An 18,104-nucleotide genomic window follows, 5' to 3' on the forward strand; every position below is an offset into this window, starting at 1 on the left:
GGCGGAAGACATAGTAGCAGCCTAGGCACAAGAGAAGAGCAGAATTGGGCAGACAAGATCAGTAGACAAGTCACCCAGAAGCGCTTCACCTTGCGAAGCGTCCGACTGTGGACGATTCTGGTGACAACCCAGAGGATTCAGCCCCTGCAGCCGACAGTGCAACACCCCGCGTGTTGCCCCACCTCGGCGTCACACCCCCTGATGTGTTATCTGCGGATACGGATCCTCAAACACACTGCCTGGGCGACGCGCCTCTTCTGGCTTACACCCGGAGGTGTAAGTAGCGCGCATAAAGTACTGATTATTTTCCCCCCTGTCCATCCCTGCACTTTGAGGATTTCTCACTTTTACACTTCGGTAAACGCATCGTTGAACAAACGCGGTTGCCAACACCGACCTAAAGTAGAGTCCGAATCAGACAAATGCCGCTTTTTGCTGATGCGGCACAGGGAAATTTCCTGCTGCTGCGCTGACAATCGCCGCCGGATTTACCTGAAACACTGCGGCCACGGTCACAAATTTTTTCCCTTAGATAGTAACTGTAGTCATACTCAACCCCGTGCAAGAGTGCTAAGGATGCCGGGCGAGCAGGATGCCCCGGATGGAATGACGGTTCTTATATCAACTAGAGTGTTGCCATGAAAAATATCAATCCGACCCAAACCGCAGCCTGGAAAGCGCTGCAGCAGCATTTTGACCAGATGAAATCGGTGCAAATCGCCGATCTGTTTGCGCAAGATGCCGATCGTTTTGCGAAATTCTCTGCCACTTTCGATGACCAGATGCTGGTGGATTTCTCTAAAAACCGCATCACCGAGGAAACCCTCGAAAAATTACAGGCGTTGGCTAAAGAGACCAATCTGGCTGGCGCGATCAAATCGATGTTCTCTGGCGAGAAGATCAACCGCACTGAAGAGCGCGCGGTACTGCACGTTGCACTGCGTAATCGCAGCAACACCCCAATTGTGGTCGACGGCAAAGATGTGATGCCGGAAGTCAACGCGGTACTGGCGAAGATGAAAGGCTTTTCCGAGCGCATCATTAGCGGTGAGTGGAAAGGCTATACCGGTAAAGCGATCACCGATGTGGTTAACATCGGCATCGGCGGTTCCGACCTCGGCCCGTTTATGGTGACCGAAGCGCTGCGTCCGTACAAAAATCACCTCAACATGCACTTTGTATCCAACGTTGATGGCACGCACATCGCTGAAACGCTGAAAGATCTCAGCCCGGAAACTACGCTGTTCCTCGTGGCATCAAAAACCTTCACCACGCAGGAAACCATGACCAACGCCCACAGCGCGCGTGACTGGTTCCTGAAAACCGCGGGCGACCAACAGCACGTGGCGAAGCACTTCGCAGCGCTGTCGACCAACGGCAAAGCGGTGGGTGAATTCGGTATCGATACCGACAACATGTTCGAATTCTGGGATTGGGTTGGCGGCCGCTATTCACTGTGGTCAGCAATCGGCTTATCGATCATTCTGTCTATCGGCTTCGAGAACTTCGAGCAGCTGCTGAGCGGCGCACATGCGATGGATAACCACTTTGCTAATACGCCTGCCGAGCAAAACCTGCCGGTGCTGCTGGCGCTGATTGGCATCTGGTACAACAACTTCTTTGGTGCCGAAACCGAAGCGATTCTGCCGTACGACCAGTACATGCATCGCTTTGCTGCTTACTTCCAGCAGGGCAACATGGAATCCAACGGTAAATATGTCGATCGTGAAGGCAAGCCGGTGGATTATCAGACTGGCCCCATCATTTGGGGTGAGCCAGGCACCAACGGCCAGCACGCGTTCTACCAGCTGATCCACCAGGGCACCAAACTGATTCCGTGCGACTTCATTGCACCGGCCTTGAGCCACAACGTGCTGACCGATCACCATCCGAAGCTGCTGTCGAACTTCTTTGCGCAGACCGAAGCGCTGGCGTTTGGTAAGTCGCGTGATGTGGTAGAGAAAGAGTTCACCGATGCCGGCAAATCGGCCGCATCCGTGGCACACATCGTGCCGTTCAAGGTGTTCGAAGGTAACCGTCCAACCAACTCAATCCTGCTGCGTGAAATTACGCCGTTCAGCCTAGGCTCGCTGATTGCGCTGTATGAACACAAAATCTTCACGCAAGGCGCAATTCTCAACATCTTCACCTTTGACCAATGGGGCGTTGAATTGGGCAAACAGCTGGCAAACCGCATCTTGCCAGAGCTGGAGAATGACGCGGAAATTAGTAGCCACGATAGCTCCACTAATGGCTTAATTAATCGCTACAAATCCTGGCGTTAATTTCCCACCCACCCAGTGAATAAGGCGGCATGGTTGCCGCCTTTTTTATGCCAAATAGGCAACAACCCGCGCAATACGGTTATTTTAGTCTGCTGCTCCGCTTAGAAAATTCTTAAAATACGCTAAGGATAATCGGAAGTTTGCCCTATTACCCGCCACCCTTTTAATTAAAAAATGGCCCTATTTTACGGTCAGCCTCTCGCTATCCATATGATTGATTTATCATTTTTATTTAACCTGCTTCAGGAAATTCTGATTATTCCTATTCCGTACCAATAGTTAATGCAAAAGTGAAAAATTCTGCCCTGCTATAGACAATCAAATAATTATTCCACCCTCAGAAAAAACTGCATTTAAAAAAAGCAGCTAACGCCAATTCGCCGTATTTATCACCAGAAATGTCTCAGGTTTGCGCCCTCTTTTACTCATGCTGAACTCTGGTAATTTGTTGCCCTATACTGAACGCGCCCGAATTCTGGGTAGATCCTACATTCATTGATTCATATAAATGCAGGAAACGTTGTTATGAAAAAACTGATGGTTGCCGGTGCAGCCTTACTTTACGTTGCCGTTTCTTCCGCTGCGATTGCCGCGCCGGAAGAAGCTGGTGCTGCAGCAGGCGCGCAGGCGGGAGCAATCTCTGCCGGTGCGTCTACCGCTGTCGGTATCGGCGCGCTCGGTGCGTTAGTGGGTCTCGGCATTGCTGCTTCTGGCGGCGGTGACGGTGCAAATACCGGTACAACAACAACCACCACAACGAGCACCACTCGTTGATGTAGCACCTTTAAGCATAACCACACACCCGTGTGGTTATTTTTTGCTTGGCTTATTTAACAGGGATACACAGTGCGCCGACTCTCTTTGCTACTTCTTTGCCTGTTGTTGCAGGCCTGCACACAAACGCAAAAAGGCCTTGAACAAACCGTGATGCTGGCCGTTAACGGCCCGGATGATGTCACGGTTACCGATGAACAGGTTGCTAACCTGCCCTACGCCAGCCTCTATGCTCACATCAATGATGGTCCGCGCATCTTCGTGGTGCTCGGTTACAACGAAAACGGTCAGCAGAAGTGGATCACCCAGGATAAAGCGATGCTGGTGATGCAGCATGGCCGCCTGGTGAAAACCCTCGGGCTACCGAGCAACCTCGCTGACGTCAGCAACCTGCCGCAGGATCCGCTCGCCGATGCGTTACACCTGCAAAACGGTGCCAGCTGGACGCGCGTGGTGCAGTGGCGCGAACAGGATAACGTGCGCGCCGCGACAGCCGTTTCCCGCTTCCAGCGCGGTGACGATACGGTGCTGGATATCACCGGCGAACGCGTGCCGTGCCGTGTCTGGCATGAGACCGTTCGTATGGAGAGCTTGGGGACCGAGTGGCAAAATACGTTCTGGATCGATAACCGTGACGGCACGGTGCTGCAGGCCAGCCAGATGCTGGCCGCCGATGCATTCCCTGTTGAAACCACCATTCTGAAGCCGGCGAAATCATGAATAAAATAACTCCAATGCTGGCAGCGTTGATGCTGCTAACGGCTGGCCATGCGCTGGCCGCGGCTCAAGTCACCGTGCACGATGTGCAGGGTAAAAACGCACTGCAAATCGATGATGCGCAAAACCTCTCTCAATTACTGACAAATCCTGCACTGCGCAGTTGGTGGCCGGGCACGGTGATTGCCGAACGCGGTGCAACCGCGGTAGCACAGCAACAGCAGAAACAGCTGCTGGCCGATCTGCGCGCCTGGCAAGCCGACAGCGGCGAGTCGCTGGCCGCCACCATTGGCGCTGTCATCCACCAGCTTAACGACATAAAAGTCACTGGCCGCCAGTTCACCTCACTCGATCCCGATGAGGTGCGTCTGCGTCCGCAGGCTAACCGCACGCTGCAGGGCAGCTATGACCTCTACACGCTGGCACAACCCACGCAGGTGCTGGTGCTGGGTGCGCTGAGCAATCCAGGAAAAGAGAGCTGGCAGCCTGGCCGTGAAGTGCGTGATTACCTCGACGGGCACGATCGCCTTTCCGGTGCGGAACGCAGCTTTGCCACGGTGATTGCGCCGTCTGGCAGCACACAACACGTGCCAATTGCCTACTGGAATCATCGCCATATCGAAGTGGAGCCCGGCAGCATTATCTGGCTCGGTTTCACCTCATGGAGCCTGCCTTGGGGCCAAAGCGATTTGAATGCGCGCATGCTTTCCGTTCTGACTCACCGGATACCAGACTGATGAAAAAACAATTAATTATCAGCCTGCTGGCTGCTTCTGTTTCCGCTGCCTGCCAGGTGCATGCGGAGACCTGGCCGGAACCGGTCGGCCCTTCGCAATCTGATTTTGGCGGCGTAGGCCTGATGCAGACGCCAACTGCGCGTATGGCGAAAGAGGGCGAATTTAGCGTTAACTTCCGCGATAACGATCAATATCGTTACTATTCGGCCTCACTGCAGCTGTTCCCGTGGCTGGAAACTACCGTGCGTTATACCGACGTGCGAACCCGTCGCTACAGCGCAGTGGAAGGCTTCAGCGGCAATCAAAGTTATAAAGATAAAGCCTTCGATGTGAAGCTGCGCCTGTGGCAAGAGAGCTACTGGCTGCCGGAAGTGGCCGTGGGCTCGCGCGATTTAGGCGGTACCGGTTTATTCGACAGCGAATATCTGGTGGCCAGCAAAGCGTGGGGACCGTTTGATTTCACTTTAGGTCTGGGCTGGGGTTATCTCGGCAATAGCGGCACCATCAAAAACCCGTTCTGCTCCTACAGCGACAGTTTCTGTAGCCGCACCGGTAACGGCGAAGCGGGTTCAATTAACGGTTCGCAGATGTTCCACGGTCCTTCAGCACTGTTTGGTGGCGTGGAGTATCAAACGCCATGGCAGCCGCTTCGCCTGAAGGTGGAGTACGAAGGTAACAACTATCAGGATGATTTTGCTGGCCGTCTGGATCAGCGCAGTAAGGTTAACGTCGGCGCGATTTATCGCATCACCGATTGGGCCGACATCAACGCCAGCTACGAGCGCGGCAACACCTTTATGTTCGGCTTTACCCTGCGCACTAACTTCAACGATCTGCATCAGTCGCACATTGATAGCGAGAAACCGGCCTACAACCCGCAGCCGCAGGGCGACCTGCTGCAACCGACGGTGGTGGCGAATCAGCTGACGGATCTGAAGTACAACGCCGGACTGAACGGCCCGCATATCCAGACCAAAGGCAGCACGCTGTACGTTTCCGGCGAGCAAACCAAATATCGCGACACGCGCGAAGGCGTCGATCGTGCCAATCGCATCATCATGAACAACCTGCCTGCCGGTATCGATACCATCGATGTCACCGAGTCGCGCTTCAATATGCCGCAGGTGAGCACGCGCACCAACGTCGCCAGCCTGCACAACGAGCTGGCCGGTTATCCGCTTGGGCATGAGCAGCCGCTGCAGCAAACGCGCGACAATCCGGTTGATCCCGGCACCACCGAGCAAGGTTTCTTCATCCGCAAAGATCGCCTGAACTACAGCTTGTCGCCGGTGCTGAATCAGTCGGTCGGCGGACCGGAAAGCTTCTACATGTATCAGGTTGGCGTGATGGCCAACGCCGATTACTGGCTCACCGATCATCTATTAGTCGGCGGCAGCCTGTTCGGTAACATCGCCAATAACTACGACAAGTTTAACTATAACGGCGCGCCAGCCGACTCCACGCTGCCACGCGTGCGTACCCATATTCGTGATTACGTTGAGAACAACGTTTACGTCAACGATCTGCAAGCCAACTATATGCGGTCGCTCGGCAACGGTTTCTACGGCCAGGTTTACGGCGGTTATCTGGAAACCATGTATGGCGGCGTCGGTGGCGAGGTGTTGTATCGTCCGATTGATAGCAACTGGGCATTCGGCGTTGATGCCAACTACGTGAAGCAGCGTGATTGGGACAACATGATGCAGTTCACCGACTACAAAGCGCCAACCGGGCATTTCACCGCTTACTGGCATCCGTGGTTTATGCAGGATGTATTGGTGAAAGCCAGCGTCGGTGAATATCTGGCAAAAGATAAAGGCGTGACGTTGGATGTGTCGAAGCGCTTCGACAGCGGTGTGATGGTTGGCTTCTACGCCACCAAAACCAATGTGTCGGCAGAAGCGTATGGTGAAGGCGACTTTACCAAAGGCTTCTACATTTCGGTACCGATGGATCTGTTTACCGTGACGCCTACGCGTGGCCGTGCGCAGGTGAACTGGGTGCCGTTAACGCGTGATGGCGGCCAGATGCTGGGCCGTAAGTATCAGCTGTATGATCTAACGTCAGATCGCGATGCGCGCTTTAATTGATTGATTCATCTATATTAATCGTAGGGTCGGCATTTATGCCGACCTTTTTTTGTACATATATTTAAGAAGGTCGCCATCAATGGCGTAATGCACGTCAGTTAAGCAGCGCACTTGCTCTGCGTGGGTTACCTGGTCGCCATGAATGGCGACCCTACAGGCGTTCCAGCGAAGATAATTCAGGAATAGGCATTGATGCTGCAGCGCGGGTGTTGAGGCGACATCCCAGCCCGCTGAGCGAGTGAGGGATTCCAGGGCGAGCCGCAGGGATGCGGCGAGAGGCGGCGCTGAGCAGGAGCGAATCGCCGCCGGTCCGTCAGGAATCGTGAGGAAGCGAAGGCACCGCGAAGCGGCGGGATGGGCTGGCGCAGGGCCCGGGAGTGCAGAGGGCGCGGCCAGGCGTCCTCTGCTCGGTCGCCGCACGGCATGACTGAAACTGCCTCAGCCGATGGCGAACGAAAGTCGCTCAGCGCTTAACTGATCGGCATTACGCGATAAATTGCGCGTTACCGAATATTAATCCGCGTCATAACCCAGATTCGGCGCCAGCCAGCGCTCAACTTCGGTCACACTCATCCCTTTACGCGCCGCGTAATCTTCTACCTGGTCGCGTTGAATCTGCGCCACGGCAAAATATTTACTGTCAGGATGACTGAAATACCAGCCGGAAACCGCCGCGCCTGGCCACATAGCGAAAGATTCGGTCAGTTTCATACCAGTATTGGCTTCCACATCCAGCAGCTGCCAGATCGGTGCTTTCTCGGTATGTTCCGGACAAGCGGGATAGCCCGGCGCGGGACGAATGCCCTGATAGTTCTCGCGAATCAGCTCTTCGTTGCTCAGATTTTCATGGGCGGCAAAGCCCCAAATCACCTTGCGCACCCGCTCGTGCAGATACTCGGCAAACGCTTCCGCCAGACGATCCGACACCGCTTTCACCATGATTTTGTTGTAATCATCGTGCTGTTTGTCATACGCCTCAGCCAGCGCATCCTCTTCAATTCCAGCGGTAACGGCAAACGCGCCGAGGTAATCGGCTTTACCGCTGGATTTCGGCGCCACGAAGTCGGCCAGACAATAGTTAGCAAAGTCAGTTTTCTCGGTCTGCTGACGCAGATGATGGCTCACGCACAGCACCTCGTTGCGGTTCTCATTGCGATAGATTTCAATGTCATCGCCGACGCGGTTAGCCGGAAAAATCCCCACCACGCCGCGAGGATTGAGCGTGCCGCTAGTGCTCAGCATATCCAGCATCGCGTTGGCATCGGCAAACAGCCGCTTGGCCTCTTCGCCCACCACCTCATCTTCCAGGATGCGCGGATATTTCCCCGCCAGCGACCAGGTCATAAAGAATGGCGTCCAGTCGATGTAATTACGCAGCGTTTCAATGTTGGCTTGCACTGCGCTCACGCCGAGACGATGCGGCACCGGCGGCGTATAGCTTTCCCAATCGATGGAGTAATCGTTATCGCGCGCGGTTTGCAGGCTGACCGGCGGCGTGCGCGGCTTTTTACGTGCGTGCTGAATACGCACCGTGTCGTACTCTTTGCGCGTGCGTGCCACGAAATCTTCTTTCAGCGTAGCGGAGAGCAACGATGACACCACGCCCACGGTGCGCGAGGCGTTCTGCACATACACCGTTGGACCGCTGTAATTCTGCTCAATCTTCACCGCTGTGTGCGCTTTCGAGGTGGTCGCGCCGCCAATCAGCAGCGGGATAGTGAATCCCTGGCGCTCCATCTCTTTCGCCACGTTAACCATTTCATCCAGCGACGGCGTAATCAGCCCAGAAAGCCCGATAATATCGGCGTTCTCGGCAATCGCGGTTTTAAGGATTTTGTCGCTCGGCACCATCACGCCGAGGTCGATAATTTCGTAGTTATTACACTGCAGCACCACACCAACGATGTTTTTGCCGATGTCGTGCACATCGCCCTTCACCGTCGCCAGCACGATCTTGCCGTTGCTGCGTCCGGCCTCTTTGCTGGCCTGAATGTAAGGTTCGAGATAGGCCACCGCCTGCTTCATCACGCGCGCCGATTTCACCACCTGCGGCAGGAACATTTTGCCCTCGCCGAACAGATCGCCAACCACGTTCATGCCGGACATCAGCGGGCCTTCAATTACCTGGATCGGGCGTTCAGATGCCTGACGCGCTTCCTCGGTATCCAACTCAATAAACTCGGTGATGCCTTTCACCAACGAGTATTCCAGACGTTTTACCACGTCCCAGCTGCGCCATTCGGCCTGCTGTTTCTCCTGCTCGCCGTCACTTTTACTGCCGCGATATTTCTCCGCCAGCTCCAGCAGGCGCTCGGTGCCATCATCACGGCGGTTAAGAACCACGTCTTCCACAGCGTCGCGCAGCTCGGCCGGCAGATCGTCGTAAATCGCCAGCTGTCCGGCATTGACGATGCCCATATCCATGCCGTTGCGGATGGCGTAATAGAGGAACACCGCGTGAATCGCTTCACGCACCGGTTCATTGCCGCGGAACGAGAACGATACGTTGGAGACGCCGCCAGAAATCATCGCATGCGGCAATTCGCGCTTGATGTCGGCACAGGCGCCGATAAAGTCCATCGCGTAGTTGTTGTGTTCTTCGATGCCGGTGGCAACGGCAAAAATATTCGGATCGAAAATGATGTCTTCTGGCGGGAAACCGACCTCTTCGGTGAGGATCTTGTAGGCGCGGCGACAGATTTCGATTTTGCGCGCGCGCGTATCTGCCTGGCCGACTTCGTCAAACGCCATCACCACCACCGCCGCGCCGTAGCGACGCACTTTCCGCGCGTGCTCAATGAAAGGTTCAACGCCCTCTTTCATCGAGATGGAGTTAACGATGCCTTTGCCCTGAATGCACTGCAGGCCCTTCTCGATGACCTCCCATTTTGAGGAGTCGATCATGATCGGCACACGCGCGATGTCGGGTTCACCGGCAATCAGATTGAGGAAGCGCACCATGGCCGCTTCCGCATCCAGCATGCCTTCATCCATGTTGATATCGATGATTTGCGCACCGCTCTCAACCTGCTGACGTGCTACATCCAGCGCTTCGTTGTATTTCTCCTCTTTGATCAGGCGTTTGAACTTAGCCGAGCCGGTGACGTTGGTACGTTCGCCCACGTTAACGAACAGCGAGTCGGCGTGAATGTTGAGCGGTTCCAGGCCCGCCAGGCGACAAGCCACCGGAATCTCCGGCAGCTGGCGCGGCGCAACACCTTCCACCGCAGCCGCCATCGCCGCGATGTGTTCCGGCGTGGTACCGCAGCAGCCACCGATAATATTGAGGAATCCGGCGCGTGCCCACTCACCAATCTGCTCGGCCATAACGGCGGCATCAAGATCGTATTCACCAAAGGCGTTGGGCAAACCGGCATTCGGATGCGCGGTGACGTAGCCTTCGGCAATGCGCGACAGCTCCGCCACATATTGACGCAGTTCGTCCGGCCCCAGCGCACAGTTAAGACCAAATGACAGCGGCTCGGCGTGGCGCAGCGAGTTATAGAAACCTTCGGTGGTTTGACCGGAGAGCGTACGACCGGAGGCATCGGTGATGGTGCCGGAGATCATCAGCGGCAGCTTAACGCCCATCGCTTCCATCTCGGCCTGCACCGCATAAATCGCCGCTTTGGCATTCAGCGTATCGAACACCGTTTCGATCATGATCAGATCAGAACCGCCAGCGATCAGCGCATGTGTGGATTCGCGATAGGCTTCCACCAGCTGATTGAAGGTGACGTTACGATAAGCGGGATCGTTAACATCCGGTGAGATAGAACAGGTGCGGTTGGTCGGGCCCAACACGCCCGCCACGTAGCGTGGACGATGCGGTGTTTTTGCCGTCCAGGCATCGGCGCTGGCACGTGCCAGTTTGGCGGCTTCGAAGTTGATCTCCGCCGACAGCGCTTCCATCGCGTAATCCGCCATCGCAATGGTGGTGGAGTTAAAGGTATTGGTCTCCAGAATATCCGCGCCCGCGGCGAGATAGGCATCGTGGATTTCGCGAATCACATCCGGCCTGGTGAGCACCAACAGATCGTTGTTACCCTGCAAATCAGTCGGCCAGTCGGCAAAGCGGCTGCCACGAAAATCCTGCTCGCTCAGTTTATAACTCTGGATCATGGTGCCCATGCCACCGTCCAGAATCATGATGCGTTGCGCCAGCTGCTGCTGCAGCATTTCTGTTTTGTTGCTCACTGTTGCCCCGTCCACGTCATTGCGTTGGCTAATATGCCAGCCAGACATACTGGCATATCTTTTAGATGAGCAAAAGTCAGCTCAGATGAGACATTTTCAGCCATGATGCCTGACAGATCCGACCAGAAAGCGAACGTTTGCATTCGCACCATTAAAAACGAAAATGGTTTCCATAATTAATGCGATTGTGGAGAAGTTATGGCAACCCCTGCGCCCGTAAAACGTGGCAAGAAACCGCGTGCCACCACCACGACCACCAGCGCGCCCGTTGGCGGGCAAGTTCAATCTCTTACGCGCGGCCTGCGTCTGCTGGAGTTGATTGCCGAATCCCACGGCAGCGTGGCGCTCACCGAACTGGCACAACAGGCCGGTTTACCCAACTCCACCACGCATCGCCTGCTCACCACCATGCAGCAACAAGGCTTTGTCCATCAGGTGGGCGACTTAGGGTTATGGACCATTGGTTCGCACGCCTTTGTAGTGGGTAGCAGCTTCCTGCAGAGCCGCAATCTGCTGGCGATTGTGCATCCGCTACTGCGCAAGCTGATGGAAGATGCCGGTGAGACGGTGAATCTGGCGGTGCTGGATCTCAGCGATTATCAGGCGGTGATTATCGATCAGGTGCAGTGTACGCAGCTGATGCGGATGTCCGCACCCATTGGCGGCAAGCTGCCGATGCATGCCTCCGGCGCCGGCAAAGCATTTCTGGCACATCTGAGCGATGAGCAAGTAACAGCGCTGCTGCATCAAAAAGGTTTGCACCATTACACGCCGAAGACGCTGATTTCGCCGCACAGCCTGAAGGAAAATCTGGCGCTGATTCGTAAGATGGGCTTCTCCCATGATGACGAGGAGCACGCGTTGGGCCTGCGCTGTGTCGCTGCGCCGATCTATGACGAGCATGGCGAACCCTTCGCGGCAATCTCCATTTCCGGCCCGATTGCACGCATGACAGACGACCGCATCACCGAACTTGGCGCGCTGGTGATTCGCGCCGCCAAACAGGTGACGCAAACCTATTCTGGCCGTTAAGCGGCCACCGCAGGATAGCGCGCGCTGAAACGCTGGCTCGCGCGCCAGGCAATTACCTCTTCAATATGCCCTGCGCGGATGCGCGTTTGCAGCGCGCGCCACCAGTTGGGATCAAACAGTTGTGGATGCAGCGCCTGCAGTAATTTACCGGTCGCCGGTTCACTGCATAGCGCATAGCGGAAGGTTTCCGGGAACACGTCATCCGGGCCGACGCTGTACCAGGGTTCGGCCTGCAGCTCATCCTCTTCATAACGCGCCTGCGGTACATCGCGGAACACCAACTCACTCATCGGGCGAATCTCGTCGTAGTCGTAAAACACCACGCGACCATGGCGCGTCATACCAAAGTTTTTGAACAGCATGTCACCGGGGAAAATATTCGCCGCCGCCAGCTGGCGAATCGCATCGCCGTACTCGCCAATCGCATGCTGCCGCTGCTCCGGCGTCGCCTGTGCCAGCCACAGATTGAGCGGCTCCATGCGGCGCTCCAGCCACAAGTGGCGAATAATCACCACATCGTCACGTACTTCCAGCTTCTGCGGAATATCGCGCTCAAACTCCGCCATCAGCTCGGCAGGAATACGGGCGCGCGGCAATGCAAAGTGTTCAAACTCTTGCGTATCCGCCATGCGTCCGACGCGATCGTGCTCTTTGACCATGCGATAGCAGTCACGCACCTGCGCATCGGTGACCTCCTTTTGCGGCGCGAAACGGTCCTTAATCACTTTAAATACGCGATCGAAACCCGGCAGCGTGAACACCATCATCACCATACCGCGAATGCCGGGCGCGACGGTGAAATCCTCCTCGCTGTGCGCCAGATAGTGCAGGTATTCACGATAACATTCGGTTTTACCGTGCTTCTGACAGCCAATCGCCATGTAGCGCTCAGCCACAGTTTTGCCCGGCAAAATCGGTTGCAGCCACGCTACCAGCGCAGCAGGCACCGGCGCGTAAACCATGAAGTAGGCGCGCGCAAAGCCAAACACGATGCTGGCATCATCGCTATCGGTCAGACAGGTATCGATCCACAAGCGTCCGGCATCATCACGCTGGATCGGCAACAAGCAGGGCACCATGCCATCATTGAGCTGCAGGCGCGCCACAATCCACGCGGTTTTGTTGCGATAAAACAGCTCGCTAGCGACATCCAGCGTCGCGTTTGCCAGCTGCGCGGCGCCAAACTGTTCATGCAGATGACGCACAATCCAGCCGATATCGCGTGTTTGATCCTGCCACGTTAGGCGCAGCGGCATGTCATTCAGCACCTGACGCAATGTCTCCTGCCAATTCTGCTGCGGACGATACAGGCGCGACAGCGGGCGCTGTGCAACGGGTGCCGGCGCGTAAGGCTGCGACGGGAAGATAAACAAGCGTTCAGGCGACAAATGGCTGTGGCCCTGTAAGCGACAATAGACCGAATTGAAGAAGCTCTCGGCAATTTCGTGGCGCGGATAGCCAGGCAGCAGGGTTTCATAATGACTTTTGACGCGCAGCCAGAAAGCTTCATCCCAGTCCGAAGTATCATTGAGAATGCGCAGCTGATTGGTAACCAAGCCAACGTGGTGATCGTAGAGATGAATACGCGCTTTCATCGCCTGCTGCACCGCGTGCCAGTCAGCCTGTTCAAAGCGCTGCTGTGCGCCGGCAGTGATATCCAGAAAGCGACCATACTGCGCGTCGAAACCCTGCAGAATGGTGTGGGCGATTAACGATTCTCTCGGTGTCATTGGTAACGCTCCGGGGGAAACGGTCGCCATAAATGGCGACCCTACAAAGGCAGTATCGGTGTGAGATTAGAACTGCGAGGCTTCGGTGGAACCGGTTAATGCAGTTACTGAGGATTGTCCACCCTGAATCACATTAGTGATGCGATCGAAGTAGCCGGTCCCCACTTCCTGCTGATGCGACGAGAAGGTGTAGCCTTTGTCGCGCGCCGCAAATTCCGGCTGCTGCACTTTTTCCACGTAATGCCGCATGCCTTCACCCTGCGCATAGGCGTGCGCGAGATCGAACATGTTGAACCACATGCTGTGAATGCCGGCCAGCGTAATAAACTGGAAGCGATAGCCCATGTCGCTCAGCGCCTGCTGGAAACGTGCGATAGTGCGATCGTCGAGATTCTTCTTCCAGTTAAACGACGGCGAGCAGTTATAGGCCAGCAGTTTGCCGGGGTACTGCGCGTGAATTGCATCGGCAAAACGCTGCGCCAGCTCGAGATCCGGCGTCGAGGTTTCACACCACAGCACGTCGGCATAAGGTGCATAGGACAGCCCGCGACTGATCGCCTGCTCAATACCTGCGTGCGTGCGAAAGAAGCCCTCGGCAGTGCGCTCACCGGTAATGAATGTCGCATCGCGCGGGTCGCAGTCGGACGTGATCAGATCGGCGGCATCGGCATCAGTGCGCGCAATTAATACCGTCGGCACGTTCATTACGTCAGCCGCCAGACGTGCCGCCACCAGTTTCTGAATCGCTTCCTGAGTCGGTACTAATACTTTGCCGCCCATGTGTCCGCACTTTTTCACTGCCGCCAGCTGGTCTTCAAAATGCACCGCACCGGCACCGGCCTGAATCATCGATTTCATCAGCTCGAAAGCATTGAGCACGCCGCCAAAACCGGCTTCCGCATCGGCCACAATCGGCAGGAAGTAATCGATGAAGTCCTCATCGTCTGGCGAGACGCCGCTGGCCCACTGAATCTGATCGGCGCGCTGGAAGCTTTGGTTGATACGTTCCACCACGTTTGGCACCGAATTCACCGGATACAGAGACTGATCGGGATACATCTGCCCGGCGAGGTTGGCATCGGCCGCCACCTGCCAGCCTGAGAGGTAAATCGCCTCAATGCCTGCTTTTGCTTGCTGCACCGCCTGACCGCCGGTCAGCGCACCGAGGCTATTGATGTAGCCTTTGCTGGATTCGCCATTAAGCAACGACCAGAGTTTGGTGGCGCCGCGTTCCGCCAGCGTGCAGGCTGGATTCACCGAGCCGCGCAGGTTGATAACGTCCTCTGCACTGTACGGACGAGTAATGCCTTCCCAGCGTGCATCGTTCCAGCTCGATTCCAGCAGTTTGATCTGTTGCGTACGATTCATAGCCATATCTCCGGGTTCAAGGCAGCAGGCGGTAGCCTGGCAGAGTGAGGAAAGAAACCAGTTGGTTATCGGTGGTGATTTGCGCCATCAGCGCGGCGGCATCCTCAAAACGTCCGTTGCGGCAACGTTCTGCGCCAAGGGTTTGCTGCAACGCAGCTAACTCTTCTTCCAGCAGCCGTTCGAACAGCGCTACCGTTACCGGCTGACCATCGCTGAGAATCTGTTTGTGATGAATCCATTGCCAGATCGAAGTACGTGCGATTTCAGCAGTGGCGGCATCTTCCATCAGGCCATCAATCGGTACGCAGCCATTGCCGCTGATCCAGGCTTCCAGATATTGCAGCGCCACGCGAATATTAGCGCGCATGCCCGCTTCGGTGCGCTTGCCGCGACACGGTGCCAATAAACGTTCTGCGGTGATTGGCGCATCCTGCTCACGCGTAATATGCAGTTGATTGGGCTTATCGCCGAGCTGACGGTCAAATGCTTCCATCGCAATGTCTGCCAGACCGGGATGTGCCACCCAGGTGCCGTCGTGACCGTTGCCGGCTTCACGCGTTTTGTCTTCCTGCACCTTCTGCGTTACCCATAAATTGCGTTCCGTATCTTTGCTCGGAATCAACGCTGACATGCCGCCCATCGCCAGCGCGCCGCGGCGATGACAGGTTTTGATTAGCAGGCGGGAATAGGCATCCAGGAATGGTTGGTCCATGCTGATTTGCTGGCGGTCCGGCAGGATGCGATCGGGATGTTGTCCGAGCGTTTTGATGTAGCTGAAGATGTAATCCCAGCGGCCACAGTTGAGGCCAACCACGTGATCGCGCAGTTCCCACAGGATCTCATCCATCTGAAATACCGCGGGCAGCGTTTCGATCAATACCGTGGCTTTGATCGTGCCGCGTGGCAGATCGAAGCGATCTTCACTGAAACGGAAGATCTCACGCCACCATGCCACTTCAGCCGCATGCTCGGTTTTCGGCAAATAGAACCATGGCGCATGGCCCTTCTCCCGCAGCGCTTCAACGTTGTGGAAAAAGTAGAGCGCGAAATCAAACAGCCCGCCGGGAATGGCTCGATCGCGCCACTCAACATGCTTTTCATTCAGATGCAGACCACGTACACGGCACATCAGCAGCGCCGGGTTGGCGCGCAGCTGGTAGATCTTGCCGGTTTCACTGGTAAAGCTCAGCGTACCCTTAACCGCATCGCGTAGCGTTAGTTGTCCATCAATCAGCTTCTGCCAGGTCGGTGACAGCGAATCTTCAAAGTCGGCCATAAAAACGTTGACGTTCGCATTAAGCGCGTTGATCACCATTTTGCGATCCGGCGGACCGGTGATCTCCACACGACGATCTTGCAACAGCGGGGGGATTGGCCGCACCTGCCACTCATTTTCACGAATGGAAGTGGTTTCCGAATCAAATCCAGGTAGTTCGCCTTGGTCGTAGTGCTGCTGGCGTTGCTGGCGTGCTTTCAGCAGACGCTCACGCTCAGGTGCAAAACGCACCACCAGTGAATGGATAAAATCGATCGCTTCCGGGGTAAGCAGCTGCTTTTCCGCGTGGGTAAAGGGCTGGCTAAAGGTTAGCGTATTGCTGATAACCGAGTCTGTCATGCGGGCTGCCTCCTGAGTTGATCCATCGTCTAACGATAGGATCCGGATGTAGGGTGTTTTTTAACCTGCAAGATCAGAGCATAATGGTTTTTATTTTATTTTCAAAAACTATTTCCATTTTTATATTAGATGGCATTTATGACATTGATATTTGTATAATTTAATTCATCGAATTAAAGGCAATAGGTTCCACTAGATACAGAAAGCAAAAAAAACCGCGATAGCTTTCGACTATCGCGGCAGGATAAAACGAGGCGTTGGATTTATTCGAGCGTGGGATTCATACGGCGCAGATCGAACGGCGTGATCTGATAAACGTAGTAGTTGAGCCAATTCGAGAACAGCAGATTGCCATGGCTGCGCCAGGTGGCGCGCGGTGGCAGTTCAGGATTGTCCTGCGGGAAGTAGTTGAACGGCACTTCCGGATGTAAGCCCGCATCGTAATCACGATGATATTCGCCAGAAAGCGTCAGCGCATCATACTCAGGATGGCCGGTAACAAATGCTAAACGCTTGTCTTTACTCGCCATCAGGTAGGCGCCGGTAGATTCCGCTTCGGCGAACAGCTCGAGATCGGTGTAGTCACGAATTAACTGGCTGGGGAAATCCGCATAGCGTGAATGTGGCGCCAGGAAAGTGTCGTCAAAACCACGCGTTAGCAGTGCATGCGGATGCAGGATCTGATGCTCATAAACACCGGATAATTTGTTCTGTCGCGTCTGCTTAGGAATGCCATAGAGAATGTTTAATGCCGCCTGTACCGCCCAACAAACAAACAGCGTCGATGTGACATGTTCGTTTGCCCAATGCAGCACGCGCTGAATCTGCGGCCAGTAGGCTACATCATTGAAATCAACCAGTCCCAGCGGGGCACCGGTGACAATTAGCCCATCGAAATTATCGTTTTGGATGTCTTCAAAGTTGCAGTAGAAGTTGTTCAGATGCTCGGTCGGGGTGTTGCGTGACTCGCGGCTATCAATACGCAGGAGCTGCACGTCAATCTGCAGCGGCGAGTTTGATAACAGCCGCAGGAACTGGTTTTCCGTCTCGATCTTCTTTGGCATCAGGTTAAGAATCAGCACTTTAAGTGGACGAATTTCCTGAACACTGGCGCGCGATGACGTCATGACAAAGACATTTTCATCACGTAAAAAATTCACTGCCGGTAATTCGTCGGGAATTCTGATTGGCATAACCTGCTCACCTCTTTCTTACAACCGTATAAACGTTTAGACATCCAGATGCCCGACATTAGCCTGGTATGCTGTGAATGTCGAGTCTTCATGCGGTTTATGAAAATGTTTCAGCTTTAGGTGGGAATTGGGACGAAGAGCAGCAAGATTATTAAAATTTGATGAGTTATTGGGAGAATATGATCCGGTTTTTGACTATTTAGCTGTGATTTTCTCTGAAAATTGCACTAAAACACTGCATTTTTATAGAGATATAGACGTAAAAAAGCCCTGAACTTCCGTTCAGGGCTTCTTCACCTAATTAATGCCTGGCAGTTCCCTACTCTCGCATGGGGAGACCCCACACTACCATCGGCGCTACGGCGT

General features: G+C 55.0%; 11 protein-coding genes and 1 riboswitch. Of the genes, 6 read left to right on the forward strand and 5 right to left on the reverse strand.

Annotated elements, in window-relative coordinates:
* Positions 1-70: 70 nt before the first annotated feature.
* Positions 71-265, reverse strand: a riboswitch (Lysine riboswitch).
* Positions 266-638: 373 nt separating this feature from the next.
* From pgi to WFL93_RS21855, 5 genes are all read left to right on the forward strand, one after another.
* A complete protein-coding gene (gene pgi / locus WFL93_RS21835) occupies positions 639-2,285 on the forward strand; it encodes a glucose-6-phosphate isomerase (RefSeq protein WP_336779021.1) in 1,647 nt (548 codons plus the stop codon).
* A 525-nt stretch (positions 2,286-2,810) separates the two neighbouring features.
* Positions 2,811-3,059, forward strand: coding sequence for an exopolysaccharide production protein YjbE (gene yjbE / locus WFL93_RS21840; RefSeq protein WP_007891326.1), 249 nt, complete (start codon positions 2,811-2,813; stop codon positions 3,057-3,059).
* A gap of 72 nt (positions 3,060-3,131) precedes the next feature.
* Complete coding sequence (locus tag WFL93_RS21845; RefSeq protein WP_336779022.1) at positions 3,132-3,779, forward strand: YjbF family lipoprotein; 648 nt, start codon at positions 3,132-3,134, stop codon at positions 3,777-3,779.
* Positions 3,776-4,513: a capsule biosynthesis GfcC family protein gene (locus WFL93_RS21850; protein WP_336779023.1), complete on the forward strand. Its 738-nt coding sequence runs from the start codon at positions 3,776-3,778 to the stop codon at positions 4,511-4,513. Before WFL93_RS21845 ends, WFL93_RS21850 begins: the two co-directional genes overlap by 4 nt.
* Positions 4,513-6,603 carry a YjbH domain-containing protein gene (locus WFL93_RS21855; protein WP_336779024.1) on the forward strand — a complete coding sequence of 697 codons (2,091 nt, stop codon included), beginning with the start codon at positions 4,513-4,515 and terminating at the stop codon, positions 6,601-6,603. Before WFL93_RS21850 ends, WFL93_RS21855 begins: the two co-directional genes overlap by 1 nt.
* Before the next feature lie 513 nt (positions 6,604-7,116).
* Here the strand turns inward: WFL93_RS21855 and metH are convergent.
* On the reverse strand, positions 7,117-10,800 hold the full coding sequence (gene metH, locus WFL93_RS21860; RefSeq protein WP_336779025.1) for a methionine synthase: 3,684 nt from the start codon (positions 10,798-10,800) through the stop codon (positions 7,117-7,119).
* A gap of 198 nt (positions 10,801-10,998) precedes the next feature.
* Here metH and iclR point away from each other — a divergent pair, with 198 nt between their 5' ends.
* Entirely contained in the window at positions 10,999-11,832 is an 834-nt protein-coding gene (gene iclR, locus WFL93_RS21865; protein ID WP_007891835.1) for a glyoxylate bypass operon transcriptional repressor IclR, read from the forward strand.
* Here the strand turns inward: iclR and aceK are convergent.
* From aceK to metA, 4 genes are all read right to left on the reverse strand, one after another.
* Complete coding sequence (aceK, locus tag WFL93_RS21870) at positions 11,829-13,562, reverse strand: bifunctional isocitrate dehydrogenase kinase/phosphatase (protein WP_336779026.1); 1,734 nt, start codon at positions 13,560-13,562, stop codon at positions 11,829-11,831. The genes iclR and aceK overlap by 4 nt on opposite strands.
* Before the next feature lie 66 nt (positions 13,563-13,628).
* Positions 13,629-14,930, reverse strand: coding sequence for an isocitrate lyase (gene aceA, locus WFL93_RS21875; protein WP_007891833.1), 1,302 nt, complete (start codon positions 14,928-14,930; stop codon positions 13,629-13,631).
* 16 nt (positions 14,931-14,946) lie between these two features.
* Positions 14,947-16,545: a malate synthase A gene (gene aceB, locus WFL93_RS21880; RefSeq protein ID WP_336779027.1), complete on the reverse strand. Its 1,599-nt coding sequence runs from the start codon at positions 16,543-16,545 to the stop codon at positions 14,947-14,949.
* Positions 16,546-16,808: 263 nt separating this feature from the next.
* Complete coding sequence (metA, locus tag WFL93_RS21885; RefSeq protein WP_007891827.1) at positions 16,809-17,738, reverse strand: homoserine O-acetyltransferase MetA; 930 nt, start codon at positions 17,736-17,738, stop codon at positions 16,809-16,811.
* Positions 17,739-18,104 lie beyond the last annotated feature (366 nt).

The organism is Pantoea sp. USHLN256 (genome assembly GCF_037149875.1).
Lineage (GTDB): Bacteria > Pseudomonadota > Gammaproteobacteria > Enterobacterales > Enterobacteriaceae > Pantoea > Pantoea nemavictus.

Bases quoted from the DNA above. Each gene is read 5' to 3' on its own strand.
- pgi (WP_336779021.1), top strand. From the start codon at position 639: ATGAAAAATATCAATCCGACCCAAACCGCAGCCTGGAAAGCGCTGCAG.
- yjbE (WP_007891326.1), top strand. From the start codon at position 2,811: ATGAAAAAACTGATGGTTGCCGGTGCAGCCTTACTTTACGTTGCCGTT.
- WFL93_RS21850 (WP_336779023.1), top strand. From the start codon at position 3,776: ATGAATAAAATAACTCCAATGCTGGCAGCGTTGATGCTGCTAACGGCT.
- WFL93_RS21855 (WP_336779024.1), top strand. From the start codon at position 4,513: ATGAAAAAACAATTAATTATCAGCCTGCTGGCTGCTTCTGTTTCCGCT.
- iclR (WP_007891835.1), top strand. From the start codon at position 10,999: ATGGCAACCCCTGCGCCCGTAAAACGTGGCAAGAAACCGCGTGCCACC.
- aceK (WP_336779026.1), bottom strand. From the start codon at position 13,562: ATGACACCGAGAGAATCGTTAATCGCCCACACCATTCTGCAGGGTTTC.
- aceA (WP_007891833.1), bottom strand. From the start codon at position 14,930: ATGAATCGTACGCAACAGATCAAACTGCTGGAATCGAGCTGGAACGAT.
- aceB (WP_336779027.1), bottom strand. From the start codon at position 16,545: ATGACAGACTCGGTTATCAGCAATACGCTAACCTTTAGCCAGCCCTTT.
- metA (WP_007891827.1), bottom strand. From the start codon at position 17,738: ATGCCAATCAGAATTCCCGACGAATTACCGGCAGTGAATTTTTTACGT.